General features: G+C 33.5%; 17 protein-coding genes. 5 read left to right on the plus strand and 12 right to left on the minus strand.

The features are described from left to right. Window positions 1-114: 114 nt before the first annotated feature. The 3 genes from NQQ59_RS01795 to NQQ59_RS01805 all read right to left on the minus strand — a co-directional run bounded on the left by NQQ59_RS01795 (window position 115) and on the right by NQQ59_RS01805 (window position 4,739). Entirely contained in the window at window positions 115-2,715 is a 2,601-nt protein-coding gene (locus NQQ59_RS01795; protein ID WP_144213043.1) for a glycosyl hydrolase 115 family protein, read from the minus strand. Window positions 2,716-2,854: 139 nt separating this feature from the next. Beyond that, window positions 2,855-4,105 carry a PKD domain-containing protein gene (locus NQQ59_RS01800; RefSeq protein WP_144213045.1) on the minus strand — a complete coding sequence of 417 codons (1,251 nt, stop codon included), beginning with the start codon at window positions 4,103-4,105 and terminating at the stop codon, window positions 2,855-2,857. A 253-nt stretch (window positions 4,106-4,358) separates the two neighbouring features. Then, window positions 4,359-4,739, minus strand: a complete 381-nt coding sequence (locus NQQ59_RS01805; protein WP_144213047.1) for a hypothetical protein — start codon at window positions 4,737-4,739, stop codon at window positions 4,359-4,361. A gap of 57 nt (window positions 4,740-4,796) precedes the next feature. On the opposite strand from NQQ59_RS01805, the gene NQQ59_RS01810 reads away from it, so the two are divergent. Then, window positions 4,797-6,296: a S41 family peptidase gene (locus NQQ59_RS01810; RefSeq protein ID WP_144213049.1), complete on the plus strand. Its 1,500-nt coding sequence runs from the start codon at window positions 4,797-4,799 to the stop codon at window positions 6,294-6,296. Between the two features lie 87 nt (window positions 6,297-6,383). On the opposite strand, the gene NQQ59_RS01815 is transcribed toward NQQ59_RS01810, so the two are convergent. Both NQQ59_RS01815 and NQQ59_RS01820 read right to left on the minus strand, forming a co-directional pair. After that, window positions 6,384-7,265 carry a dihydrodipicolinate synthase family protein gene (locus tag NQQ59_RS01815; RefSeq protein WP_144213051.1) on the minus strand — a complete coding sequence of 294 codons (882 nt, stop codon included), beginning with the start codon at window positions 7,263-7,265 and terminating at the stop codon, window positions 6,384-6,386. A gap of 19 nt (window positions 7,266-7,284) precedes the next feature. Beyond that, complete coding sequence (locus tag NQQ59_RS01820; protein WP_144213053.1) at window positions 7,285-7,746, minus strand: cupin domain-containing protein; 462 nt, start codon at window positions 7,744-7,746, stop codon at window positions 7,285-7,287. A 324-nt stretch (window positions 7,747-8,070) separates the two neighbouring features. Here NQQ59_RS01820 and NQQ59_RS01825 point away from each other — a divergent pair, with 324 nt between their 5' ends. The 3 genes from NQQ59_RS01825 (at window position 8,071) to NQQ59_RS01835 (ending at window position 9,774) form a co-directional block, all read left to right on the plus strand. Next, entirely contained in the window at window positions 8,071-8,709 is a 639-nt protein-coding gene (locus NQQ59_RS01825) for an HAD family hydrolase (protein ID WP_144213055.1), read from the plus strand. A gap of 88 nt (window positions 8,710-8,797) precedes the next feature. Further along, window positions 8,798-9,271 carry a GNAT family N-acetyltransferase gene (locus NQQ59_RS01830; protein WP_144213057.1) on the plus strand — a complete coding sequence of 158 codons (474 nt, stop codon included), beginning with the start codon at window positions 8,798-8,800 and terminating at the stop codon, window positions 9,269-9,271. Window positions 9,272-9,309: 38 nt separating this feature from the next. Further along, complete coding sequence (locus NQQ59_RS01835) at window positions 9,310-9,774, plus strand: VOC family protein (protein WP_144213059.1); 465 nt, start codon at window positions 9,310-9,312, stop codon at window positions 9,772-9,774. 161 nt (window positions 9,775-9,935) lie between these two features. On the opposite strand, the gene NQQ59_RS01840 is transcribed toward NQQ59_RS01835, so the two are convergent. The 6 genes from NQQ59_RS01840 to NQQ59_RS01865 all read right to left on the minus strand — a co-directional run bounded on the left by NQQ59_RS01840 (window position 9,936) and on the right by NQQ59_RS01865 (window position 20,656). Next, entirely contained in the window at window positions 9,936-12,371 is a 2,436-nt protein-coding gene (locus tag NQQ59_RS01840; protein WP_144221462.1) for a DUF4982 domain-containing protein, read from the minus strand. A 204-nt stretch (window positions 12,372-12,575) separates the two neighbouring features. Next, a complete protein-coding gene (locus NQQ59_RS01845) occupies window positions 12,576-13,604 on the minus strand; it encodes a glycoside hydrolase family 53 protein (protein ID WP_257698115.1) in 1,029 nt (342 codons plus the stop codon). Between the two features lie 3 nt (window positions 13,605-13,607). Further along, window positions 13,608-14,705 carry a glycoside hydrolase family 53 protein gene (locus tag NQQ59_RS01850; RefSeq protein ID WP_144213061.1) on the minus strand — a complete coding sequence of 366 codons (1,098 nt, stop codon included), beginning with the start codon at window positions 14,703-14,705 and terminating at the stop codon, window positions 13,608-13,610. Window positions 14,706-15,002: 297 nt separating this feature from the next. After that, complete coding sequence (locus tag NQQ59_RS01855; RefSeq protein WP_144213064.1) at window positions 15,003-16,070, minus strand: SusE domain-containing protein; 1,068 nt, start codon at window positions 16,068-16,070, stop codon at window positions 15,003-15,005. Between the two features lie 25 nt (window positions 16,071-16,095). Beyond that, entirely contained in the window at window positions 16,096-17,703 is a 1,608-nt protein-coding gene (locus NQQ59_RS01860) for a RagB/SusD family nutrient uptake outer membrane protein (RefSeq protein WP_144213066.1), read from the minus strand. A gap of 10 nt (window positions 17,704-17,713) precedes the next feature. Beyond that, window positions 17,714-20,656 (minus strand): SusC/RagA family TonB-linked outer membrane protein, encoded by a 2,943-nt coding sequence (locus NQQ59_RS01865; RefSeq protein WP_144213068.1) that lies wholly within the window; start codon window positions 20,654-20,656, stop codon window positions 17,714-17,716. Between the two features lie 767 nt (window positions 20,657-21,423). Here NQQ59_RS01865 and NQQ59_RS01870 point away from each other — a divergent pair. Then, window positions 21,424-25,473 carry a hybrid sensor histidine kinase/response regulator transcription factor gene (locus tag NQQ59_RS01870; protein ID WP_144213070.1) on the plus strand — a complete coding sequence of 1,350 codons (4,050 nt, stop codon included), beginning with the start codon at window positions 21,424-21,426 and terminating at the stop codon, window positions 25,471-25,473. A 61-nt stretch (window positions 25,474-25,534) separates the two neighbouring features. Here NQQ59_RS01870 and NQQ59_RS01875 read toward each other — a convergent pair whose 3' ends face one another. Then, complete coding sequence (locus NQQ59_RS01875; RefSeq protein ID WP_144213072.1) at window positions 25,535-26,560, minus strand: hypothetical protein; 1,026 nt, start codon at window positions 26,558-26,560, stop codon at window positions 25,535-25,537. Between the last annotated feature and the right edge of the window lie 174 nt (window positions 26,561-26,734).

Here is a 26,734-nt window from a genome sequence, read left to right on the forward strand (position 1 = left end):
ATCAATTTTTAATGGAGTTTTAATGCTATTCCGTTTGCAGTTCACAATTTTGAGATTTTCAATAAAGCTTGACATTGCTTTTTAGATAAATTGATTCCGTGAGGAAGTTTAAATTTACTTCACAATATCAATTCGGCTCAAAGCCAATCCTGTATCCTGCAGATAAATCCGAATCTTGGTTTCGCCTGTCTTTTCAACTTTAAAAGGGAGCACTTTCTCAAAATAGCCTCTAACTACGCTCATTGTCCAATTTTTGTTTTTTTTGGAATTATCAGTATCGATAAATAGAGGAACTTCTCGATTTACAACCACTGCCATACTCAGGTTTCGTTCGTTGTTTATGGCATCAGTCGGAAGACTTTTAAGTGATAATTTGTATTCTCCTGCTTTCAAATTTACTTTATATTCTACATAAGGCGCATGGAGATATTCATCATTTTTAAAAGATTTTCCGGTAAAAGGATAGCGGGAAATGCTCTTGCCTCCTATTCCTAAACCATTAACAACAATAATTTTTTCCAAAAGGATTTCCTTTTTTGTTTTGAAATCTGAAGGATTCAACGAAACAATATTGGACGAACTTGCCCCATCTATAGAAGTGATTACTTTTTCCAAGTATCTACGGTCGAATGGAGCGGGACCAAGAAGCGAATCACTTAAAATTTCAGGGTTTGAAATCTTGGGCATTGCATAGGTTTCCAGATTCCTTGGAGCATGAGTTATAATGCCGTCCCATTTACCCTTTTCTATTTCTTTGTTATAATGATGGGTTAATGTTATGATTTGCTCCAAAGCATTTTTTGCTTTCTGCGAATAGTTCAAAGCCAATTTTTTATCGGTTTCTGCTGCTTCAAGACTCATTTGCGCGTAGAAGAATTTTTGGTTCATCAAAGCCGCTCCTTTTGAAGGGTACTCTATCAACTGAAAATAACTATCTCTGAGTGACTGCGGAATACGAGTTTTCAGTTGATCCACTTTTTCTATCAAATCATTATAAGCTGCAAGTCGCTGTTTTTGAGTTACTGTATCAAATTTCAGCAAACCCATATGTTCCGGTTTTCCGCTTTGTGTCAATTGATAATATTGATTTTTGATAAGGGCAATATCAGTTGCAAACTCTTTCCCAAAAGTTGATTTTGCCCAATCATAAACGTATTGGGATGCATTTTCGGGAGTCCATTTTTTTGCATCCCAAGCCATATCCAAGAAAAATTGCGTTTCCAGTTCGGCAGGTTTGATATCACCAACATTGACCACCCAAAATTTATCGGCTCCAAATTGATACGCTTTAGTCATTTCATACGAAATTAACGAAGGCGAATTGGACGAAAGCCAAGTATAATCGTGAGGTCCACCTAAATAGGACAAGTGATAGTAAATTCCGCTGGAACCACTTCTTTTTTGTTCTGCCGTGTTTGATAACTGGCGTAAATATCCAAAATTATCATCCGTCCAGACCAAAGTAACATCATCAGGGACTTTTAAACCCCCAGTATATAAATCCAAAACCTCTTTATAAGGACAGAATATTTGAAGTGCATTTGATGGAGTACCAAAATACTTCTTGAAAATACTTCTTTGATCATCGATGATATTTTCTACCAAAGCAATTTTTCCTTCTTTGGTCTCCGGACCAGTAATACCGCCATCACGAATTCCGCGCATTCCTACGGTATACATCGCTTCATAATTTTTGGCCGCATTTACGCGATCTTCCCAGTATTTGTATACTTCGTCTTTATTGGTATCGTAGCGGTAAATTCCCGGTTTGCGTCCGTATTCCTGCTCGTATCCTACTTGCCATTCGAAGGTGTTGCTTCGCAGCATCATATCGCAATGCGTGGAACCAATTACAATGGCGTATTTATCGGCTACCACAGGATTTTGAGGATAGTACCAAAAAGCTTTGGTGCTGTCATGCATAGCTGGCCAGATCAAATTTGCTTTGAGACGAAGTAATAATTCGAACACCTTGGCATACGTTTTTGGGCCAATATCTTTGATATCCGGATCCATATTTTTGGCCGCCCAGGGATGCAGCCCCCAATCCTCATCATTGATAAAAATACCTCTGTATTTTACCGAAGGCTCTTTTGATACTACATCTCCAGCCAAAACATACAGTTCATTTTGAGGTTTTGGTTTTACATCAGCCCACCAGACCCAAGGGGAAACACCAGCCAATTTTGATATTTCAAATAAACCGTAAGCTGTCCCCCTACGATCGCTTCCGGCAATTACAAGGGCTTGTTTTACACCTTCTATTGGAGCGCTAACTTTCGACATGATATAGGTTTCCCATTTATTTTGAATAGCAGCGACATTTATTTTTTTGGATTTAATCAATTGATCAATGTATTTGGAATGACCAATTGTTCCAGCGATAATCAAGTAGTCTTCATGCTTATTCAAATCGTGAAAGATATCGGGTTTTATTCCGCAAACCAATTCCAAGTCACTAGAAACAGCATTTGCTACAAGTGTTACTACTTCGGCATCTGATTTATCGGTAAGAATTGACGGCACGCTTCCGTTTTTGATTAATGGAAAAGCTGCAGGAGTTGCTTTGAGAGCAGTAGTTAATTGATTTTCTTTTCGCTGTGCCCAAATTTGAGCACAAAAGATACTTGTAAAAAGAAAAATGACAAAACAGAAAACAGTACCCGAATTAAAGTTTTCTTTCCTTAAATTTAAAAGTAAATGGTTAAAATTCATAACAGCACAAATTTGATTTTTTCTTTGTAGCGGTCAAAAATAAAAAACCTTGAATTTAATGCACATTTTGACTTTAATCAAAGTACGTCCATAATTCTGTACAGAATTAAAACCTTTAATAATAGAGAGTTACCAAATTTTAGAATTTATAATAAATGCTGCCATCCAACGAGCTTAAAAGACATTTTTTAATAAACCCATTGCGTTCAAACTCTACAAAAACACCTCTTAAATCACCCAAAGATTCTTTATAAGCTCCAGTATAAATTGGTTTACCATTTACGAGCAAAATAAGTCTTTTGTTATTGTTGATTAATTTAATTGTATTCTCTTTTTTAAAATCAACAACAAAAGGAGCCAGATTATTATCAGTTCCATTTATTCTTTTTTCACTAATTATATTTGCAACTATGCTGCTGCAACCTGAGTTTACAAAATGAAAACGTATATCATTATTAGCACCTGAAACTTTAAAAACCAAACTACTGCAAGTCACATCTTGATGTCGAAAATCTTTTTTGAAAGTTGTTTCAAAAATAAAATTATCAGCATTATGTTTAAGCGGCGTATAATTGCACAAACGGGTAAAAAATGGCTGTAAGGTATCAATACTGTATTTATGCAATTCTCTGTTTGTTATAGCAAATAAACTATCTTGGTTTTTATAAGCAAAAAATGCACAAAACCTTTTCGGTATAAGGCGTTGTCTTTGAAATCCCAAAGCATACCATTTTTTATTGGTGGTTACATAGATTCTTGCTTTTCTATCTCTATTTTCCTTTATTCTATTGGTAAGACTAACGTCAAAGACTCCCGGAATAAAATAGGTATGTGCGATAGTTTTTTTGTTTGGATTTAAATAAACTGGTGAAGTTTTATCGCCAAAGTCAATATATAAACTATCCGCTGCATGATTATTATAAATAGTAAAAAAACAAGTTTTGGGCAAAATTCCTTCTGAAGAAGATAGCTTTACATTACTCTCATTTACATTAAAATCCGAGCAACAAAAATACATGTAAGCAAGAATACAGGTCAACAATGTAATAATAAGCAATACCATTATTATGTAGCGGTTTTTATTGTCCGTTTCCGCTTCAACAAGAAAATTTTCACTATTTGGGATTGCTATCTGAAATTCGTTTTCATTATAACCAGAATAGTTTATCAATGCATTAAAGGTGGCTTGTTGCGGAAGATAATACTTGTCTGTTGCTAATTTTCCAAAAATACGTTTTAATGTGTTATGGCTGATACTAATTTTGGTTTCTTCAAAAATGGATTGACTGAAATCAAGATAGTCATTGTGTTTCCAATCTTCAGAATTACCACGACCAAACTTTTGTTCGCATTGTTTAATTATAACTTTTAGCTGTAATCGCTTGTCCATTTTGTAAATTCATGCAAATAATTCCTATCTGCAGGTTTTGGTTAAAACAAAAATAATGAATTAGGGTCAAAAATAATCTATAAGAAAACGGTCAATTTTATTAGGAATAAACAATCCGTTAACTAATATGTAGATTTTTAAAGCCTTTAAGGAATAATATTTTAAGGTTCGATTTTTTTTAGCCTGTTTAAAAAAACCGTCTTAAAGTAGCTTCATTACAGATTTAACTGACACTGAAGAATGGTTTGAAATCTTAGTCTGTGATTAACCTGAATTTTACAGGTTGAAAAAATATATTTGAATTTTTCTCAAAGTAAATTCCATTTTCTTTTTTATCTAATTTTACTTTATAATTATGAATCAAGGCAGTTTGTGCAATAACATTTACTTGGTAAGTATTGCCAGTTTTATTTGCCTTAGATATATCCTGAATAATACCATTAATCACAACCGATTTAGGAACAACAGCAGTGTCATTTAATTTAAAACTCACTATATATCCTTTTTCACTATTACTATTATAACTTTTATATGTTTGATTTTTAATATCTAAAAGTTGTCTGGAACAGGAAAAAAGGAAAAAAAGTCCAAAAGAAAATAATAAAAAGACGGCTTTAGGAATACTATTTTTCATACTTTTATCGTTTTTATACCCAACAAATTTAACTTAAATTAAACGATTCAAAAAATAATGAAATCAAAATATATTGTCAAAATATTAATTGTAGTATTGGTTTTTACAGCCTGCAGCAAAGATTCTGATTCTGACTCTAAAGAAGCCACAACCACGCCTGACGAGATCAACAACTTTGTTTGGAAAGCTATGAATTCTTGGTATTACTGGCAATCCAACGTTGCCGATTTGTCTGATAACAAAATCACTTCTACCACTGCATATAACAATTTTATCAACGGAAAAACTCCCGATGCACTTTTTTATTCACTTCTATATCAAAGAGGAACTATTGATAGATTCTCCTGGATTGAAAACAGTAATGAAATAGTTCAGGTTTCAAAAATTGCAGAAGTTGAAAAAAAAGGCGGTTTTAATTATGCGATTTATCCTAAAGATGCATCTAATACAAATATGGTAGCCTTAATTAACTACATTGTACCTGGCTCACCAGCAGCTTTGGCGGGATTGAAAAGAGGAGACGTTATTACAAAAATAAATGGAAGCCAGCTTACTTCAAGTAATTACGGCCAACTAGAAAACACACAAATCACCATTACTCTGGCATCAAGCGTGCAATTTACTAGCAGTAGTTTGGTAACCACAGACAAAGCAGGAACTGTAACTGTAACAAAATCTGATATTGATGAAAACCCGATTGCTTATTACGAAAAGAAAGTATATGGAGCAAAGAACATCGGTTATCTGGTTTTTAATGGTTTCAAGTCAGATTTTAATGACGAACTCAATGCGTCTTTCGCTAAAATGAAATCAGATGGAATTAACGAATTGGTTTTAGATTTAAGATACAATGGAGGGGGTTCATTAGAAACTGCTGTTGCTCTGGCGCAAATGATTAACGGAAGTTTTACCAACAAACCATATGCTTACTTAGACTTCAATAATAAACACAATAATGAAGACGGCTATGAAAATCTTTCCGAAAAAGTAAACATTTTCAAGTTAGTAGATAACGAACCAACTTTTGAGCGAGAAGAAACTATAAACAGCCTTGCTTTGACCAATATATATGTTCTGGTAAGTTTTCAAACCGCTTCTGCCAGCGAGCTCACCATACAATGTTTAAAAAAATATATTAACGTAGTCACAATAGGCGAAGAAACGGTTGGCAAATTTGTAGGATCCAACACACTATACGATTCCCCTGCTTCTAATTACACCTCCTATGCCAATCGAAGCACTAAACACAAATGGCAATTGCAGCCGATTACATTTTCCTATTATAACAAAGACAAAGATCCAAATCCAACGAAAATTACACCTGATTACGAAATTAATCCATATAGCATTTTCTTAAATCTGGTCGAATTTGGAAACGTAAAAGATCCTTATTTGAATAAAGCTCTCCAATTAATTACAGGTCAAACTATGCGAACTGCAGAAAAAAATGATAATTCTTCTGTATCATTAAAAATTGACAATCTTGCGGCATTCAACCCTACAAATACTGCAAAAGGTTTATATATAGAGGATTTTAAAAGGTTGAAAAAACAATAAATAATTGGTTTATTTCTATCACAAAATTTCTAGATAAAAAAGGAACAGTACGCAAAATGCTACTGTTCCTTTTTATTAAACTAAAATCTATTGAAGTGAATCAAGTATGCCTTTCAGCTGGGCAACCTCTTGGTCATTTAAAGGCTGAAGTGGTTTTCTTAATTGCCCGCCGTCAATCCCCTGAAGATTTAAACCTGCCTTAATTGCTCTAGGCAATCCTTTTTCTACAATAAATCTTAAAAGATTGATTTGTTTGTAGAATAATTTCTGAGCTTCGTTAAAATCGTTTTTCTGAACTGCGTCATATAAAGCAATATTCAATTCAGGAATCAGGTTTGGAGCTGCAGTACACCATCCTGTCGCACCTGCGGCAAAGGCAGAAAGCGCCAGTGGATTAGACCCGTTATAAAAGGCAACGCTTTCTCCCAGTTCTTTTTTAAGGTAATGCATTCGCTGTACATCTCCCGTACTTTCCTTAATCATTGTGACATTAGGAATTTCAAGAATCCTTTTCAGTAAAGCTGGAGACATATCAATACCCGCCGTTGCAGGGTTATTGTAAGCCATTATCGGAATAGAAATTTCTTTTGCTATTGCATCGTAATGTTTCACAATTTCATCATCACTAAGTTTCCAATAACTCATAGGAATAATCATCACGGCATCAGCACCAGCTTTTTCAGCTTCCTTTGCATGATAAATTGTTCTTTCAGTTGTAAGGTTCGATACTCCCACTAAAATTGGAACTCTGCCATCAACCTGTTCAACCGTAGCTTTGGTGATTGCTAATTTTTCCTCATCATTAAGATAAGGCATTACTCCAGTGCTTCCCAGAGGAGCAACTGCGTGAGAGCCTGCAGCAATCAACCGTTCTAATAGCTGTTTGTATAAGGGAATATCTACTTTTTCATTATGATCAAATGGAGTGATTGGATAGGCGATAATACCTTTGAACTGTGTATCTTTCATTTTTTACTTTTGTTTTTAATTATAAATCTCTTCCTTCTTCTTCTCTTAAAGCTACACCCAGGTTCTGAAGCTGAGGAGCATTTTCTGTAGCAATATATTTTGCACTTTCAGTATCGCTTAAGTTTTGGTGTCTATGCCAAGTCCAAGCTGGAATATACACTGCATCTCCTGCCTTCCATTCTACTTTTTGATCTTCAATTTCTGTAAATCCTGATCCTTCAATAACATATAAAAGCGTCTCATAAGTATGACGGTGTCTGTTGGTCAACTGCCCTGGAAGCAGTCCGCCAATAGTCATACTAACATTTTTACTTGGAAGATCCACAAAAAATACAGGGTGTTTTCTTTCAGTAGAGAATTGGTTGTGCTCTCCTGCATTTTCAACGTTTCGGTGGATTAATTTGTCAGGCATAACAAAAGTTGGTCGTGCAAAAGTTTGATGAAAGTCTTTAGATGAGAATTTTTTTTCGTTCGTTTCCATATTAAATTTATTTTATTTAGTGCATCATTGCGTGGCAAAAATATTGCGACTTTGGATTACCTAAATGATACAGTTTTAATATTAATAGGTAGTCCAGATACTAAAATCTTGGAAATTTGCAAACAGATAAACTATATTCAACTCACTCTAGCGATTTTCATTTTATTTTTCAAAAACCTTAAAATTCTCATCAGAAATGATCCTTAAAGCTAATAAAACCAGTCATTACAGCCAGTTTTGTATATTAGCATTTAATTAAACATTAAAAGTCTAAAAAAAATCTAATTTTCAGACTTAGATTGAGATATTTATAAATTCTAAAACATGAAAAATAAAGAAGCTGTGATATTCGATATGGATGGCGTAGTCATAAATAGCGAGCATTTTTGGTTGCAGGCTGAAAATGAAATATTCAGTTCGTTAGGAGTACAACTTTCTCACTCAGACTGTCTGATTACACAGACCATGACAACTAAAGAGGTAACAGATTTCTGGTTTGCAAAATATCCTTGGGATACTGTTTCTTTAGAAGAAGTTGAGCAAATGGTAATTAGAAGGGTTGTTGAGTTAATACGTACTGAAGATTGTTTTATAGAAAATGTAAAACCTTTTATAGAACATTTAAAAAAATTGGATTACAAAATTGGTCTTGCAACAAACTCTCCTGAATCATTTATTTCTATCAGCTTGGAAAGAACCGGCTTGATTGATTTATTTGATGCCATTTCTTCTTCTGAACATGAAAAACAAGGAAAACCAAATCCTGCTGTTTATCTTACAACAGCCAAGAAATTAAACGTTTCTCCTGAAAAATGTATCGTAATAGAAGATTCTTATCATGGGATGCAAGCTGGTAAAAATGCAGGAATGACCCTCGTTGCATTCACCAATGGCAATGAAAGTTTAACTTTTGATATAGCAGATCATGTACTGCATCGTTATTCTGTCGATAACTATTGGTAGATAACAATAAACTTTTCATAGCGTAAAGTGACACTTTTGAAATCATAGATCTTAAAGTTTTAATGCTGTATATCACTTATAACTAAAAATGGAATTTACAATTAGAGAATATCTAAATACAGATAAAAATAAATGCATAGAAGCATTTAAAAGCAATGTCCCTATTTACTTTTCACATCAAGAAATTGATGACTTCACAAAATTCTTAGAGAGAATCGAAAATGATATCGATGACATTCCTTATTATGTAATTGCATATAATCAGGAGATAATTGGTTGTGGAGGATTTGCAAAAGCCAAAAGCGATGAGTTTTTTTCGTTAGTATGGGGACTTGTTCACAAGGATTTTCATAATAAAGGATTTGGAGAGAAACTTTTATCCTATAGATTGAAGAAAATCAAACAACTTGATTCGAAATCGAAAGTGATTATTGATACTACACAGCATTCTGAAGGTTTCTTTAAAAAATACGGATTTATAACCAAAAAGAAAACCGATGATTACTATGCTCCAGGCATGCATAGAATAGACATGGAATTAAAAATTGAAAACAAAGATTAAATTGAATATCGAATTATTTAAAACACAAACACTATACAATGGAACTTAAATTCAGTCATATCGATATTTTGGTTAAAGACCTTGAGACGGCTTGTAGTTACTATAAAGAAATGCTTGGAGCCAAAATCTCACGAAAATTTACTTGGGAACGAGACGATCTCCATGTAAGTTATGCTGTAGTTAGACTAGGACTTGAGCATTTTATGCTCGTGCAGCCTGTAAGCGGAAACCTGAAAAAACTTTTGGATGATAAAGGAGAAGGTACTATTTATCGCCACTGCTACTCTACTCCTGATATTGAAAAGATATTTGATCAACTTCTCGCCAAAGGCATACAACCTGAAGACGAAAATGGAAATGCCCTTTCAAAAGAAAGCCTTAACTCTCCAAGTGGTGTAAAAATTATATGGCTTCCTAAACGTTTTGGTGAATTCTCTATTGAAATACTGGAAGAAGAAGGACTTCAAAATTTTATGAACGATGCATTTTCTCAAATCAATTAAAGAAAATACTCAAACTTGATTCAAATGCATAAAATAGCTTATCAACAAAAAACCTGTCTGTAAACCAAGCTACAGACAGGCTTATTGAATTATAAATTAATTATTACTATTTAACATTCAGTACTTTACTTGTACTTATAGGACTTTTTAAATCATTTTTATTAAAGTATTGACTTTAAACTAATTTTTCCAGTCTGAAGTCCATTTCCTTTTACTTCAAGCTGAATCGCTCCTGCATTTTTAACTGCTTTAACCAATACTACAAGCTTCCCGCTGAAAAGTTTCATATGATCTTCATGAAACATTTCCAATGAAGTAGCATCACCATTACAAGCTGCTCTGTACGTAGCGGCACCTGTTACTTTAAATTGAAGCTCATCAGTTGCAGTTGGACATGGAATTCCGTTTTTATCTACAACCGAAACTGTTACAAACGAGATATCTTCGCCATCGGCTTTAATAGTTTTTCTATCTGCTTCCAAAACGATTTTATACGAATCTCCAGCAGTTTTAACCTCGGTTTCAGCTGCTATTTTTCCGTTAGAATCAAACGCTACTACTTTTACTGTTCCTGGTTCATATTTAACATCATTCCACATTAAACGATAACGGTTTTGTGGGGTTGACTTATTCTTTTTTTGAATTCCCATGCTTTTCCCATTTACAAAAAGCTCAGCACTGTCATAATTGGTGTAAACGAAAACCGGAGTTATTTCTCCCTCTCTACCTTTCCAATTCCAATGAGGGAGAATATGAAGTGTTTTTTCTTTTGTATTCCATCTGCTTCTATAAAGATAAAAACGATCTTTAGGAAGTCCCGCTAAATCTGAAATTCCAAAATAAGAACTTCTAGAAGGCCATTTTTCATCATAAGGTGTTGGTTCTCCTAAATAATCAAATCCTGTCCAGACAAATTCTCCAATAACCCAAGGTTTGTCATCTTGAAGCACAAAATCATCATCAGGAACATTGGACCAGCTACATGCTTCAAGATCGTAAGATGAACTTTGGAAATCATCGTATTGTTTATTCTTTGCCTGCACAACAGGAAATTTATAAATTCCTCTTGAACTTACTGTAGAAGCAGTTTCTGAACCTAAAATAAGTCCTTGAGGAAATGTTTTATAAGCTTCTTCATATAGATGAACTCTGTAATTTAATCCTGGAATATCCAACAAAGCTCCAAAACCAGATTCCATAGTTGCTTTTACCTGATCCATACCAACAGTCACAGGTCTTGTAGGATCTTCACGGTGAAAAATATCCTGCAACCATTGGGCACGTTTTACTCCTTCAGCTCCCCATTGATCTGGAACTTCATTTCCAGAACTCCACATTACAATACAAGGATGATTTCGCGTAGCTCTAACCAAATTTACAATGTCTTTTTCTGCATATTCTTTAAAGAAGCGATTATATCCGTTTTCTACTTTTGGTTTTGCCCATTCATCAAAACTTTCAGCAAGAAACATAAATCCCATTTCGTCAGCCAATTCCAACTGTTCAAAAGAAGGCATATTGTGTGAACTTCTGATTGCATTACAACCTAAATCTTTTAAAATCGTCAACTGTCTGCGAAGCGCCGCTTTGTTTATTGCCGCACCAAGAGGTCCTAAATCATGATGCAGACAAACTCCTTTAAATTTAGTTATCTTACCATTCAAACTAAATCCTTTGTTCGCTTCATATTTAATATATCGAATACCAAATTTTATGTTTTGTTCGTCTTTTAAAGTTCCGTCAGCTGCATATAATTTAGTTACTGCAGAATATAAATAAGGCGTTTCAGGACTCCATAAATTCGGTTTTGCAACTTTAATTGTCTGATGAAATTTTCCTTCTTTAGAATCTGTACTTTTTTGAGTTGCTATAATCTTATTGTTAGCATCTTTTATTTCGGTTACCATTGAAGCATTGGAACCATGAAACTCAGCTTTTATATCAACAACTGCATTGTTTCCTTTCGTTTCTGGAGTTGTGATAAAAGTTCCCCATTGTGCAAAACTTTCTTCTTCCTTTACCACAACACTAACATTTCTGTAAAGACCAGCACCAGGATACCATCTTGAAGAAAATGGAAGATTCGTTAATTTTACAGCTAATACATTTTCTTTCCCAATAAGAAGATCATTGGTAATATCAATATAAAAATAGCTGTAGCCATACCCCCAATTTCCTATTTTTTTTCCATTTAAATAAACTTGAGGTTCACTCATCGCTCCTTCAAACATAAGAATTGCTTTTTTTCCTTTTTTGAATTGAGCAATAGAAAATGTATTACGATACCAACCTGTTCCGATGTGAGGCAATGCGCCTGTTCTTCCTGTTTTTTCAGTCGCTTCTTTTTCACCGTTTTGTTCAATGATTCCAGTCTGAAGATCCCATTTTTTATCAAAAGGTCCATAAATTGCCCAATCGTGTGGTACAGTAACTTTTTCCCATTTTGAAGCATCGTAATCAACAGAAAAAGCATCGCCTTTAACCTCTTTAGAAAAACGCCAGTTATCTTTTAAAATAGTAGTGGATTGCGAAATCATTTTTCCTGATGAAAAAACTAGTAGAAATAAGAATAATGTTGATTTAAAAATTCGTTTCATTTTCTGTTTTAATTTTTTTTCTCACCATTAAGGCATTAAGTTAATTAAGTCAAGCTTTGTCAAGAAAATTAAGCAAAGCTTAACTTTCTTAATTTGTAATAATCAAACTAACACAAAGCTTGACTTAATTCTCTTGATTTTTAATAACAAAATAAACGCTAAGCTTAATTAACTTAATGCCTTAATGGTAAATTTTAATATTTATTATTTAAAAGCATCCAATGCTGGTGATGGTTTTCCATTAGGAAGCCAAGCGTTTAGTTGATAGCCACTCCAGCTTTTTTCGCCTTGTGGTTCCCAATAAATAACGCCTAAACCTTTATTATTAGGCACGCTTTTTACCGCTTTTATAGTAGCTTCAAGCATTTCTTTAGTGTTTTCTTCTAATGTATAATCACCTCCAACTTCAACAACCATCACTTCTTTGTTATAACGGGAAACCATATCTTTTAGATTATTTTCTAAATCTAAGATGTTTTCTTTATAATCTGTTTTTAGCCAAAACGGATAATAGGAAAGACCAATTATATCATATTTTACATTGTTCTCAGTTGCTTTGTCAAAAAACCATCTGAATTTTTCGTTTTTATTTCCTTCGTCTAAATGTACAATAACTTTAATATTTGAATCTATAGCTTTTGTTGCTTCATATCCTTTATTCAGCAATTGCGCCAACTGATTAAAATTATCTGTATGCCCTTCCGGCCAAAGCATTCCACTTGGTATTTCATTTCCAACCTGAACCCATTCTGGAGTGACTCCTGCTTTTTTCAACATTTTCAAGACATCATAAGTATGTTGATAAACATCGGTTAACAATTCTGGAAAAGAATGTTTCGCCCATGCAGCAGGTTTATTTTGTTTTCCAGGATCGGCCCATGAATCGCTATAATGAAAATTGATCATAATTCGCATTCCCATTTTTTGTGCACGAACCGCCATAACAACCGTTTCTTCAGGGCTGCAGTGTCCACTGGCTTTATCATCAGTCGGATTTACCCAAACCCGCAATCTGATGGTATTTATACCGCGATCTTTTAATAATTGCAGACAGTCTTTTTGAGAACCGTCTGCATCATAAAATTTATATCCCGTGGCTTCCATCTGTGGCAACCAGCCGATATCTGCTCCTTTTGAAAATGAATCTTTTTCGCTTACCATTTTTGATTTACACGAAGTAAATAAAATAGCAGCTATCATCAATGATGATATAAGTTTACATGATTTATTCATATTTTAGTCTTTACTGAAAGCTTGCATTACTGATAAAGCATTATTATCAAAACTATACAAAGCCTGATTTTCAAATGTAGAACCTGTTGTTGATTGTGGCCCTTTAAAAGCAACCCATTCACCCCCCCAATAAGCAAATCCTTGTCCGTATTGTGATGTTTTTACTATATTTTTTATATCCATCACAAAAGTTCTTTGTCCAGCAGGAGTTGCAGGGTAACCAGAAACCAACTGATCACTTGTTCCAACAATATTGTTTGTTTGATCGTTATGCAACAAAGTAAAAGGATAAGCCGTTTCAGCAATTAGAACCTTCTTACTGAATTTCTTTCCTAAAGCATCAATTGTATTTTTTACAACATTTAAATCTTTACCATGCCAAACAGGATAATAAGATAGTCCGATATAATCGTAATCAACATTTTTCATTTTAGTGAAAAACCAATCTGTTGCGCCGCCATCTACTCCTGCATAATGAATCATTATTTTGGTGTTTGGTGCTTTACTACGAACCACTGCACTTGCGGCGCTTAATATTGCAAGACATTGTTGTTCGTTGTTAATTAGATTTCCTTGTGGCCATAATAATCCACTGTTGATTTCATTTCCAATTTGAATAATATCCGGATTGATTTCTGAAATTATAGTTGATGTATAATCGGTTACAGCGGTTTTTAAGTCGACAAAAGACAAATCTTTCCATTCTTCAGGAGTTGTCTGCATTCCCGGATCAGCCCAATCGTCAGAATAGTGAACGGTAAGCCAAACTCTTAAACCAGCCTGTCTTGCTTTTTGAGCCAATTGTTTTACTTCGCTTAAACCAGAACGACCATTTACAGGTTTTTTCCATAAACGAATTCTAACCGTATTACAACCTGCATTTCTTAATGTAGTAAGCATCGGTTCTGCTTTACCGTTATTGTAAAATTTAGTTCCTAAAGATTCCATTTGCGGAAGAAAAGAAACATCTGATGCTCTAATAAAAGTATCATTCGCATCTGGTGGATTAACTACTTCTGCATCTCCAGAATCATTATTGGAGCACGAAAATTGAATTACGGTTACAACCAGTAACCCCAAAATCTTTATATATTTTTTCATAAATAAGATTAATAATTAATGAACAATTGAATTAAAAAAATACTTTCTTAAACCTTTAGGCAAAACTATTTTTTCCCATTTTTCTCATCAGTTTAGATTTATATCTGTTTAAATCTGCTCTAATCTATATAAATCTGCGTGAAAAAATCGATGTGTAAAAAATATTTCACGCAGATTTTAAAAGATTTCAGCAGATCAAATTAGATTTGATTTTATTGAATGAAACGACTTTTCTTTAAATCTTGAGAAGAAGCCTCAAAAATAACCTTATTGAGGCTTCTTTCTTTTCAATTCAATTTATGGAGTTGGTATAAACATATAACGTCCATCTAAATCATTGAACCAGATTTCATATTTTCCAGCCTCAACATTAATATTTCCGCCATTATCTCCCCAGCTTGTATCCCAACCACCATTAGCTTTAAACTTCATTACTCCGGCTTTTAAGGTTTGAGTAACTTTCCAGATATGACCATCAAAAGCAGATTTCACTAAAGGAACATCCATACTCCAACCAGTATCATCACCTGTTAATACAGATCCTGCCAAAGTAATTGTAGCATACGTTGTCATTGGCCCTGTGTAAGGTTCGATTTTGTATGTCAATTCTTCAAGATTAACTTCAAAACTATAATAACCTGAAGCAGCCGTTGGGAACACACCTGGATCAGTGTCACCTTCTGTTGCTCTGTACTGTACTTTCGCACCGTTTGTTCCATAAGCTGGAGCCCACATGCCAATTTGTTCAATTAGTTTAAAACCGTCTTTATTAAAAAATCCTGTATAATATTGTTTTGCTGGCTCTTTTGGATCTCTATAAATTGGCATATTATTACTGGTTACACTCCATCCTGCTGCGGTACCAGGTCCTACTAAAAACAAATCAACTTTAGGGAATACACCTCTGTAAGGAGTCAATTGAATTGTAATTGGCGTAGAAAGTTTTGGTTCAGAAAGCGTTGTGCCAACAGTAGATTTAATTCTCACATCGATTGTCCCTTCAACATCTGGAGTAAGTCCAAGTGCAAGTGCTCTCGTATTCAATTCTGCTACTGTAATTGTGGCATGAGTATTTGTAGAAGATGTAATATCTACCGGTGCTGCAAACTCAGTATTACTAGCAGCAAATTGCACGGTATAGGTTACAATTGTCGGAGTTCCATAATTCACTTTTTCCCAAGTAAAAGTAAGAGCGGTATTGTTTGGTGTTTCTTTATTTAAAATCGTAGAAGAACCACTTTCGGGAGTTATAAGAGAAAATGCTGCTTCTTGAGGTTCTAAAATCATTAAATTTTCTTCGTTTTCGCAAGACGAAAATCCAGCCAGTACAAGTACTGCAATAAATATTTTATATATATGTTTCATTTGTATATCGTTTAAGTTAAAAAAATTAATAACCTGTATTTTGAGTTAAATTTTTATTGGCTCCTAAAGATCCTTCTGGAATCGGGAAAACACTCATATAAGCAGGAATAGCAATTCCTTTTGAAGAGTTTCCTTTCCACGCCCAGTTATAAGATCCTCCAGTATATTTTCCAAAACGAATTAAGTCTTGTCTACGGTGTGCTTCCCAATGTAATTCGCGTGCTCTTTCGTCAATAAGAAAATCTAGCGTTAATTCGCCTAAAGTAATATTTCCAACAGTTGAGTTTGAATTGGCTCTTTGTCTCAAAGCATTTACATAATTTAAAGCCTGAGTCGTTGTTCCGTTTCCTCCTCTTAAAGTAGCTTCTGCATACATTAAATAAACATCGGCTAATCGGAATAATGGAAAATCAGTATCAGCGTAAGTAGAACTAATTCCGTTAACTCCTGTTGATGTTTTATTAGAAAATTTAGATAAAATATAACCTTGCGTTTTCACACCAATATCATCAATATCGATAGATCTTTGTTTTCCTGGATCGCCGGCAACACCTTTTCCGATTGTATTTCTTGTATCCTGACTGAATTTTACCCCTTCAAATTTTTGAGCAAATTCTTTTCTGATTCTAAGTGCTCCTGTCCAACCACCAATTCCGAAATCGGCTCCATTATTTTCCCAAGCACCAATTTGTCCGTTTGTTAAAACAGTTGTCGCTCCCCAGTTTTGAGAAACTGCTCCATCTGATTGAATTCCGAAAATAATCTCTTGAGAAGTATTGTTGTCAGCCTTGAAATTATCCAGATATTTTGGTTTTAAAGTATAACCGCCATCAATAATTGCGTTACACATTGCAATACAATCATTAAAACGATCCGCTTGAATATAAACCTGGGCATTCAAATACATTTTAGCCAAAATCATTTGTGCCATAGCTTTATCTAATCTTCCGTATTCGTTTGTTCTGGCAGCTTTTAATTCAGGTAAAACAGCTTTTAATTCAGTTTCAATATATTCAAATAACTGTTTTCTGTTAAACTCAGGTCCTCTAAAGTTAATAGGATCATTTTCAGTATACATTGGCGCTTTACCAAATAAATCCATCATGTTGTAATAGGCATATGCTCTTAAAACACGAACTTCTTGACGATACAATGCAATATCAGCTAAAGTAGCAGCATCTGTAATACCTCTTGAACTTAATTTTTCTGGAGTACTCTGGCGTAAAAATTCGTTTGCATAAGAAACAGAAACCATTGTTCTACTAAACATTCCTAAGATAACAGGATTTGCCGCTGTCCAGATATTACGCTGTAATTCTGCCGTTCCCGCATCATTCTCATAACTCCAAACCAATTCATCTGTAGTTAATTCCTGCATGTACAATAAACATCTTGTAAACTGACTTGTTCCAGCATCTACACCTTCAAGTGAAGAATTATCAGGACCAAGTACGCCTGTTAAAGTTAGATTTCCGTAAACTCCTGCAAATGCTTTTTTGTATCCGTCAGGTGTCGAAAACAATACATCAGAAGAAAGAACGTCGTCATCTTTAGAAACTACATTTAAATCATCTGTACAAGACTGAAAAACCAAAGTCAGTGCAACTATTGTTGTTACTATATATTTTTTCATGATTTCGTTATTAAAATTTAAGATTAACACCAAACAAAATAGATCGTTGTCTTGGATAAATCGTTTTGTCTACACCATTATTTGTAATTTCAGGATCTAAACCACTGTATTTAGTCAATACAAAAACGTTCTGAACTCCCGTAGATACTCTTAATGTTGATTTGCTGTTTAGCCAGTTTCCAAATGTATATCCTAAAGTGATATTATCCATTTTCAAGAATGATGCATTCTCAATATAAAGATCTGATAAAACAACATTTGAGGTCGTCTGAAAATTGGTTTGCAATATTTGAGATGGAGCATTACTTAAAACTCCACCATTTTCCATAGCATCATATTGTGCTCTGCTGGCATCAACAGCATTAAAAATTCGATTTCCAATACTTGCTCTTAAGTTGAATGAAAAGTCAAACTTTTTATAGTTCATGTTTGAAGCAAATCCTAATGTAAAATCTGGGTCTGGGTTGTTGTAAATGTATTTATCAGAATCATTTTTGACATTATCACCATTTAAATCTACATATGCTCCCTCGATTGGCTTTCCTTCATTATTGTACAATTGTTTGTACACATAGAAAGAATATGGCGTGTAACCTTCTCTGAAAATTTGCCCTGGAGTTCCTGTACCTGCAATATTATCTCCTAAAAAAATATCGGTTCCGTTAACTAGATTTTTAATTCTTCTTTCGAATTTAGAAAAATTAAAATTCATGTTCCAGTTAAAATCTTCTGTTTTAATGGCATTTGCATTAATCGTAAACTCGATACCTTTTGTGGTAAAGCTTCCCACGTTTTGATACACACGATTAGAGAAATTACTTCCATCAGAGATTGCTGCATTTACTAATAAATCTTTAGATTCTTTATAATACACATCAAGTCCCGCTGATAAACGATTGTCTAGGAAACCAAAATCAAGTCCAGCATTATATGAAGTAGTTTCTTCCCATTTCAAGTTATTTGTTCTTTTTGAAGGAAGTGCAACGGGAACTGGACTTGCACCAAAATAGTATTCAGAATTCCCGCTTCCAACCTGATATTTCTGTAAATAACCGTTTGGCTCAGGAATATCCTGTTGTCCTGTAATTCCATAACTTAACCTTAATTTTAAGTCAGATAACGTTTGACTATCTTTAAAGAAATCTTCTTTGATTTTCCATGCAAAAGCTACAGAAGGAAAATTCCCCCAACGATTCGCTTCTTCAAATCTTGAAGAACCATCTCTTCTGTAAGATAGCGTTAATAAATATTTGTCTCTAAAGTTTAAATTTGTTCTCGCAAAGAATCCTATTAAAACAACATCGGTATCCAGAGTTGTTTCAGGAAATGTAGATGGCAAATCGGGATTTAAAATGTTTCCGGTTTCAAACTTTGAACTTTGGAATTTCTGATACGAATATCCTCCCGTTAACTCAAAATTCAACGCATTAAAAGTTTTGTTATATACTAAATAACCATCTAATAATTTATTTCTTCTGGTTTGTTCTGTATATTCATTTGTTCCATATGGAATGTTATTATTAGAAGGAGCAGAACCAGCATTGGCAGCCACTAATCTTCTTCTTTCTCCATTAGATTCATCAAAACCAACATTTACAACCGCTCTTAAAGCAGGTAAAAAATGAAATTTATAATCAATTTCAAAATTTCCAAAAATCCTGTTGTTGGTTCCTCTGTCATTTGTATTGAGCAATTGTGAAACAGGGTTTCTTGCAGCGGTTGCCACCAAAGGATAATTTCCATTAGCATCTACACCAGTTGTATATTCAAAATAACCGTCATAAGGCGCACCTTCCACTTTAATAGGCTGTGTCGGATCAAAACCAATAGCAGATCCTTCTACAGCATCTGTAAATCTGTTTGTTTCGTCTGTATAATTAGCCGAAAGTCTCAATTTTAAATGATTGTCCAAAAACGCTGGATTCATTACTAAACCAACTGTGTTTCTTTTAAAATTATTAGTCAAACGAAGTCCTTGTTGGTCTGTATTTCCCAAAGTCAAACTTGTTGGAATACTATTAAATAAACTTCCTCTAACAGCTAAACTCTGATCTATTGTACCAGTATTTCTGTAAATTGCTTTCTGCCAATCTGTATTCGCAGTTCCTAATTTATTGACATCATCGCTTCTTCTGTCTGCGATAACACTTCTAAATTCATCTGCACTAAAAACATCTACCGTTTTAGTCAGTGAACCTGCAGCATATTGTACATTATAATCTACAGATAAAGTTTTACTTCCTTTTTTTGTTGTAATAATAATAACACCATTTGCAGCACGAGAACCGTAAATTGCAGAAGCCGATGCGTCTTTTAAAACTGTTATCGACTCAACAGTTGCTGGGTTTAATGATGCCAAAAAAGAAGAAGAACCTGTATTTGTAGCGTTATCAAGAGGCAATCCGTCGATTACAATAAGAGGATCATTACTTGCAAAAAGTGAACTTCCTCCTCTAATTCTAATCTGAGAACTAGAACCTGGTGCTCCCGTTGAGTTCACCGTTAAACCTGCTACTCTACCGTTAAGCAGATTTTCTGTAGTAATGTTGTTTCCTTTATTAAAATCTTTTGTTGAAAGTGCCGTAACAGATCCTGTAGCATCTTTCTTTTTAACGCTTCCGTAACCTACCTGAACTACTACTTCTTTCAGTTGGTTTGTATCTTCTTCAAGAGTAATGCTTAGATTTTTTTGGGCGCCAACCGTTATGGTTTGATTGACAAAACCGGTAAAAGAAAATGTAACTTGATTACCTGCTTTTACTCCGGGTAATTGAAATTTTCCATCAAAGTCCGTAGAGGTACTAATATTGGCACCTGATACTTTTACGTTTACTCCTGGTATGGGCTGATTGGTGCCTTTTTCGATAACGACACCACTTATTGTGTTCTGAGCAAAAACACAAAAAGGCAGCAAGAGTAATAAAAGTAAAAATTTGGATTTAATTCTTTTCATACTTTTTTAATTGGGTTTGGTTTTAAGTTAGATTCATTAATTAGTATAAAATACAATTTAATGGCAGAATTTATAATCTATAATAAAGTGAGTTTGCAAAAAAACTGTTCTGGAGTAATTGTTTTTTTTTAAGATTATATTCTGCTTCTCAAATTAATTCTACACTATTTTTTTAATAAGAAGAAAAAGGTTTTCCTGTAAATTTTAATTGAAGTGTTGGTCATGTTAAAGTGGTTTTGGTTAAGATAATTAGTTTGTTTTATTGATTCGCTTTCTACAAAAAAATAAGTCTTTATTTTTCAAACGTTGTAGCTGATCAACAGACATTGCAAATTAAGGGCACAACGAGTTTTTAAGACAGGGAAAAATTCATTTATAAAAGGGGACAATTTCGTAAAAGCACATTTACAAAGCTTATTAAAAACATATTTGTCAATTTTTTACCCTTAAAAAAATGACTAAAGAAATAATTAACCGCTTTAATAATGTATTTAATAATCCTTTAACTAATACCATAAAATCGCTCCTTTTTTCAAAAATAAATCGGAAAGATTAAGTTCCTACAGTTTAATTTTAATGCAAAAACACAAACTACATCCTTCATTTCATCTAAAAAACAAATGTTGCTTTTACACCTTATCTAATAAATCACTATTTTCGCAACCTATACAGATTCAACATTTATTGATTTAAAAATGATCCGGCTTTCAGATCGTACGCTTCTATTTTTTTAATGTTAAAAGCGGCAAGCATTTTAAAAAACATTTATGGATAAGCTAAAATCCTTTCTTATTATTAGTCTACTTTCTATAAGTGCTTTTGGACAAAATTTCCCAATCAAGCATCTTGATATTTCTTCTGGACTTTCTAATAATTCCGTTGCATCTATATATCAGGATCAAAATGGCTATATGTGGTTTGGAACTTTTGACGGACTCAACAGATACGATGGGAACGATTTTAAAATTTACCGTAATATTCATACGGATCCAAACTCTATTCAAGGAAATGCAATAAGCTGTATTGAAGGTGACTACGCAAATAATCTTTGGATCGGAACAACTGCAGGTCCGGTTATTTTTAATGCCGAACGCTCTTCTTTTAGTCCATTGAAGTATTACGATACCAATAAAAAAATCAAACCTTTAAATGGCACTGCTTACGAAATCATCGCAGTACATTCTCTGCACATTATTCTGGTAGCTACAAAAGAAGGTATTGTCATTTTTAAAGAAGGTGAAAAAACCGGAAAAGCAATACCTTTCAATGGAAAATTGCATTATATAGCCAGATCAATAGCATACAATGCCAATAAACAAGTTTTTTACGTTTTTATAACAGGAAAAGGACTTTGTAAATTTGATATTAAATCTCAAAAATTAACACTTTTAAACGATACAATTACTGGTGCAAATTGCATTAAATTAACAAAGGAAGGACTTTGGATTGGCTCAGATGAAGGTGCTTATCTCTATAATTACAACCTGAATAACTATTCTAAAAATTACTTTACAGAAAAAACAGTTGTACGTGATTTTTATCAACAGGAAGACAGACTTTGGATTGCCACTGATGGAGCTGGTCTTTTTACCCTTACAAAAAATCAGACTACTCCCCTTTTATATCGTGCGAACGGTCCTGTTGCTTTGCTTAACAGTAAATCTTTATATGATATTTTTCAAAGTAAAAATGGAGAAATGTGGTTCGGAACTCTTCGCGGTGGCGTAAGTATGATGGGCAAAAAACCACTCTATTTTAATCATTTCAAAAGCAAAGATCCGCTGACTAATAAAGAAGACGAAGATCCAGCTGCAAACTTTATTCTTTCTTTTTGTGAAGATGAAAAGAAAAATATATGGATTGGTACCGATGGTGCCGGAATACGATATTGGAATAGAAAACAAAATAGTTACGAAGTGTATTCCAGTACTTCATCTGCTGGTAGAAAAATACAAAGCAATTTTGTTACAAGCATCGTCAAAGATTCTGACAATGCCATTTGGGTTGCGATGTGGAAAGGCGGAGTTTGTCGAATTGATCCAAAATCAAAGACCATTCAAAATTTTTCCATCTATAATCAATTCACTAAAAAAGCAGAACAAGAATCATGGCTGCTCTTTTTAGATTCAAAAAATACACTATGGCTTGCTGTCACTAATGCAGGTGCACTTTATCAGTTTGACAGAAAACAAAATAAATTCATCTGTTATAGCAATACTTTACGCGATGTTACTTGTCTTTACGAAACCGAAGATGGAAAAATCTGGGGAGGAACATTCAATTCCTTTTTTGAAATTGATTCCAAAACAAATAAAGTAAAAAATTATCATTCTGATTATAACATTCGATGTATAGCAGAAGATCAAAACAACAATCTTTGGATCGGTACAGTAGAAGGCGGACTGCTTTTATTTGATAGAAAAACAAGAACTTATAAAAAATATACCACTCAAAATGGTCTTTCGAGTAATACGGTACTTCGTCTTTTGGAAGACAAACAAGGAAATTTATGGATGAGTACCTATCATGGCATCTCAAGATTTAATCCTAAAAACAATACTTTTAGAAATTTTGGTGTTACTGATGGATTACAGGGAACTCAATTTAGTTGGAATGCAGGCACTAAACTTTCTACAGGAGAATTTATTTTTGGAGGTATAAACGGATTCAATGTTTTTTTTCCGGATCGCATTAAAGACAAAAAAAATACAGGCAAATTTTTATTAAATGATTTACTGGTAAACAATCAGTCTTTACCAGTAAATAATCCTTACGTAACAGAGAAAAAACTAGAAATGATAACGGCTGCTGAGCTTCCTTACGAAAAATCGGCATTAAGCTTTGATTTTGTATATCTTGACTATGTTAACTCTGAGAAAATCAATACTGCTTACTTTCTGGAGGGCTGGGACAAAAATTGGAATTTTACCTCCAAAAACAACAGAGCAAATTATTCAAGACTAACTGAAGGAACTTATACGTTTAAGGTAAGAATAACAGATGTCTTCGGAAATTGGACAAATGAAGTAACATTGGCAACGGTAAAAATACTTCCGCCTTGGTACAGAACTTGGTGGGCTTATACTTTTTATCTCATCGCTGCAATCGCTGCGATTTATGCTTACGTAAATTATCATAAAAACAAGGAAAGACTTCGTTATGAAATAAAACTTGCCCGAATGGAGCACAAAAAAGATAAGGAACATGCCGAAAAACAATTTTCTATGTTCACTTATATGGCTCATGAATTACGCACTCCTCTATCTTTAATCATAAATCCTCTTAAGAGTGCAATTGAAAGAAAAAAACAGCCTGAAAATGATCTGGATCTAAGTCTTGCCTATAAAAATGCTAAACGCCTACTGAGTCTTACGGATCAGCTATTATTGTTTAGAAAAGCCGAAACGGATCTTGATGAACTAAAAGTTTCGAAGATTAATCTAAATACTCTTTGTTGTGAAATCTACGAAAGTTTTACACAAATGGCAGCAGCCAAAAATATCAATTACCAATTTATTGAAGAAAATATACCAACTGAAATATATGGCGATTATGAAAAAATAGAAATTGCTCTCTTTAACTTAATTTCTAATGCCTTTAAATTTACTCCAAACAAAGGATCCATAACTATTGAACTCATTGAAAACAATAATGATGTTTCTATAATTATATCGGATACTGGAAGCGGTATTGCTGAAAATGATATTGCAACTATTTTTGAAAAATTCAAGCAAATTCAGTCCAAAGCCAGTAACGGTTTTGGGATAGGACTTTATGTTGCCCAATATTTCGTAAATAAGCATCATGGCGAATTAACGTGTAAAAGTAAAGTTGGAGAAGGCACTTCTTTCACTATTAAACTTCTAAAAGGAAACAACCATTTTACAGAAATAAATATTAACGAGAATCATCAACATATGTCTCCACTTGTGGGTGAACTTCTCGAAGGATTACCAGCCCAAAATACATATGAAAAAGAAAATCTGCCTTCATTTCCTGAAGCGCTGGTTAGTACAAAAAAGGTATTGTTGATTGTGGAAGATAATCCTGAAATGAATCATTATCTGGTGCAACTTTTCTCTAAAAACTATATTGTTTATTCTGCTTTTAATGGTCTTGATGGATTAAAATTGGTAGAAAAACATATGCCTGATATTGTGTTGAGTGATATTTCTATGGAAGGCATGAATGGTTTGGATTTATGCAAGAAAATCAAGCAAAATGATGATTTGAGCCATATTACAGTGATACTTCTCACCGCTACAACCAGCAATGACATTCATCTGCAAAGTATTATAGAAGGTGCCGATGATTATGTGACCAAACCTTTTGACAGTGATATACTTTTAGCACGAGTTGATTCTGTTCTTCGTAACAGAGGGCAACTGCGCAAATACTTTTTGGACAGTATAACGCTTCGCGAAAACATCAATAAAGTTCCTCTCGAATACAAAGAGTTTCTTGATAAATGCATAGAAATCGTTGAAGCAAATCTAGAAAACAGCGAATTTAATCTAAAGACTTTTTCGGCTGCAATGGGAATGAGTCATTCCAGTCTTTATAAAAAGATTAAAGCTATTTCGGGAGAAACTGTAAATGTTTTTATCCGATCGATTAGAATTCGTAGAGCTGCTGTAATCATGCTTACAGAAAACATTAACATTGCACAAGTTGGTCCTATGGTTGGAATCGAAGATCAGCGTTACTTCCGTCAACAGTTCGTAAAATTATTTGGAATGAAACCTTCGGAGTATATTAAAAAATATAGAAATTCTTTTAATAAGGAATTGAATATTATTCAGAAAGGAAATCTTTAAGGCATTTAAAATCTCTGTAAAAGAAAATTTACACTTTAAAAATCTTATCTAATTCATAGCCTTATTTTTTCATGAAATAAAGATAATCTGTTGTACTAGAAACATTTCTTAATCGAATCTGCGAATTATTAAACTCGAATAATTTCCAGCTACTATTGTTCAGTTTACTCATTAATTCTGAATTGAAATTTAATTTCAATTCCTTAAGTCCATATTGGACAACATTAACTTCCCACTGACCTGTTTCTGAAATTCCCGATTTAGAAGCCGTAACTGTTTTATCGCTTTTGAAAACAAAAGAATAACCATCATAGGAATTCGTTTGATCTGAACCTTTATAAAAATAAGGAATGCTCCAGGAACCATTAATAATAACGTTCTCAAAGTCAAGTGTTGCAATATTATTTTCAGGGCAATTGTCTATTGCATATTTAATAGCATTTTCGAAATCCTGATTATTGTTAAGAGACTTTGTCTGATTATTATAATCAACAATTGAAATTGGGTATTTTAACGAAAGATATTGACTGTCAGTTAAGTTTTTTATAAAATTAAAAAAACTCTGATCGCTTATAATCGACACTGAACTTGCCACTTGATTGGCAGTGTTGTAAACATCAATTGTAATGGGATAATTAATATTTAATCCGTTGATTTTAGATAAAAGATCAGGATAAAGATTCCAATAATCAATCAAATCATCAAAATCACTTTGATTAGGAATGAATTTTTCGATGTAATTATAATACACCATTGTTACCGGAAAATTTATTTTCACAATATCATCATCCGTATTACTGGCATTGATATTATCCAATACTTTTTGATAATCGGCAGTTGAATTAAGTGCAATCTGCGTATTATTTACTGTAACGGTGTATGGAAACTTTAAGGCACAATAACTTGATCCGTCAATTATATTGTCTTGTACAGTAGGAACCATAGCTACTCGTTGCAGATAAGAAGTCAACGGAGAAACCTTCGTTACCGTACCTTGAGTATTAGAGCTTTGCTCGTCAATTTCATCTTGGCAAGATCCAAAAAAAAGAAAAGGTACTATTAATAAATATTTTCTTAGAGACAACATATTTAGATTTTTACAAAGGTAATAAAATTTAGAAATGGTTCTTTTACTAATAAATCAAGGATTTAAGTCTCTTGTTAATACAAAATTATCAAAAGCCAATAGCATTTTATTCTTATATAAAACAATCTTATAGGCATCTACCCTACTTATATTAAAAACAAATACTTTTGCATT

Source organism: Flavobacterium panacis (assembly GCF_024649945.1).
In the GTDB taxonomy this organism is placed as follows: Bacteria; Bacteroidota; Bacteroidia; order Flavobacteriales; family Flavobacteriaceae; genus Flavobacterium; species Flavobacterium panacis.

Bases quoted from the DNA above. Each gene is read 5' to 3' on its own strand.
- NQQ59_RS01860 (WP_144213066.1), bottom strand. From the start codon at position 17,703: ATGAAAAAATATATAGTAACAACAATAGTTGCACTGACTTTGGTTTTT.
- NQQ59_RS01830 (WP_144213057.1), top strand. From the start codon at position 8,798: ATGGAATTTACAATTAGAGAATATCTAAATACAGATAAAAATAAATGC.
- NQQ59_RS01815 (WP_144213051.1), bottom strand. From the start codon at position 7,265: ATGAAAGATACACAGTTCAAAGGTATTATCGCCTATCCAATCACTCCA.
- NQQ59_RS01845 (WP_257698115.1), bottom strand. From the start codon at position 13,604: ATGAATAAATCATGTAAACTTATATCATCATTGATGATAGCTGCTATT.
- NQQ59_RS01810 (WP_144213049.1), top strand. From the start codon at position 4,797: ATGAAATCAAAATATATTGTCAAAATATTAATTGTAGTATTGGTTTTT.
- NQQ59_RS01820 (WP_144213053.1), bottom strand. From the start codon at position 7,746: ATGGAAACGAACGAAAAAAAATTCTCATCTAAAGACTTTCATCAAACT.
- NQQ59_RS01850 (WP_144213061.1), bottom strand. From the start codon at position 14,705: ATGAAAAAATATATAAAGATTTTGGGGTTACTGGTTGTAACCGTAATT.
- NQQ59_RS01870 (WP_144213070.1), top strand. From the start codon at position 21,424: ATGGATAAGCTAAAATCCTTTCTTATTATTAGTCTACTTTCTATAAGT.
- NQQ59_RS01855 (WP_144213064.1), bottom strand. From the start codon at position 16,070: ATGAAACATATATATAAAATATTTATTGCAGTACTTGTACTGGCTGGA.
- NQQ59_RS01825 (WP_144213055.1), top strand. From the start codon at position 8,071: ATGAAAAATAAAGAAGCTGTGATATTCGATATGGATGGCGTAGTCATA.
- NQQ59_RS01835 (WP_144213059.1), top strand. From the start codon at position 9,310: ATGGAACTTAAATTCAGTCATATCGATATTTTGGTTAAAGACCTTGAG.
- NQQ59_RS01795 (WP_144213043.1), bottom strand. From the start codon at position 2,715: ATGAATTTTAACCATTTACTTTTAAATTTAAGGAAAGAAAACTTTAAT.
- NQQ59_RS01865 (WP_144213068.1), bottom strand. From the start codon at position 20,656: ATGAAAAGAATTAAATCCAAATTTTTACTTTTATTACTCTTGCTGCCT.
- NQQ59_RS01875 (WP_144213072.1), bottom strand. From the start codon at position 26,560: ATGTTGTCTCTAAGAAAATATTTATTAATAGTACCTTTTCTTTTTTTT.
- NQQ59_RS01805 (WP_144213047.1), bottom strand. From the start codon at position 4,739: ATGAAAAATAGTATTCCTAAAGCCGTCTTTTTATTATTTTCTTTTGGA.
- NQQ59_RS01840 (WP_144221462.1), bottom strand. From the start codon at position 12,371: ATGAAACGAATTTTTAAATCAACATTATTCTTATTTCTACTAGTTTTT.
- NQQ59_RS01800 (WP_144213045.1), bottom strand. From the start codon at position 4,105: ATGGACAAGCGATTACAGCTAAAAGTTATAATTAAACAATGCGAACAA.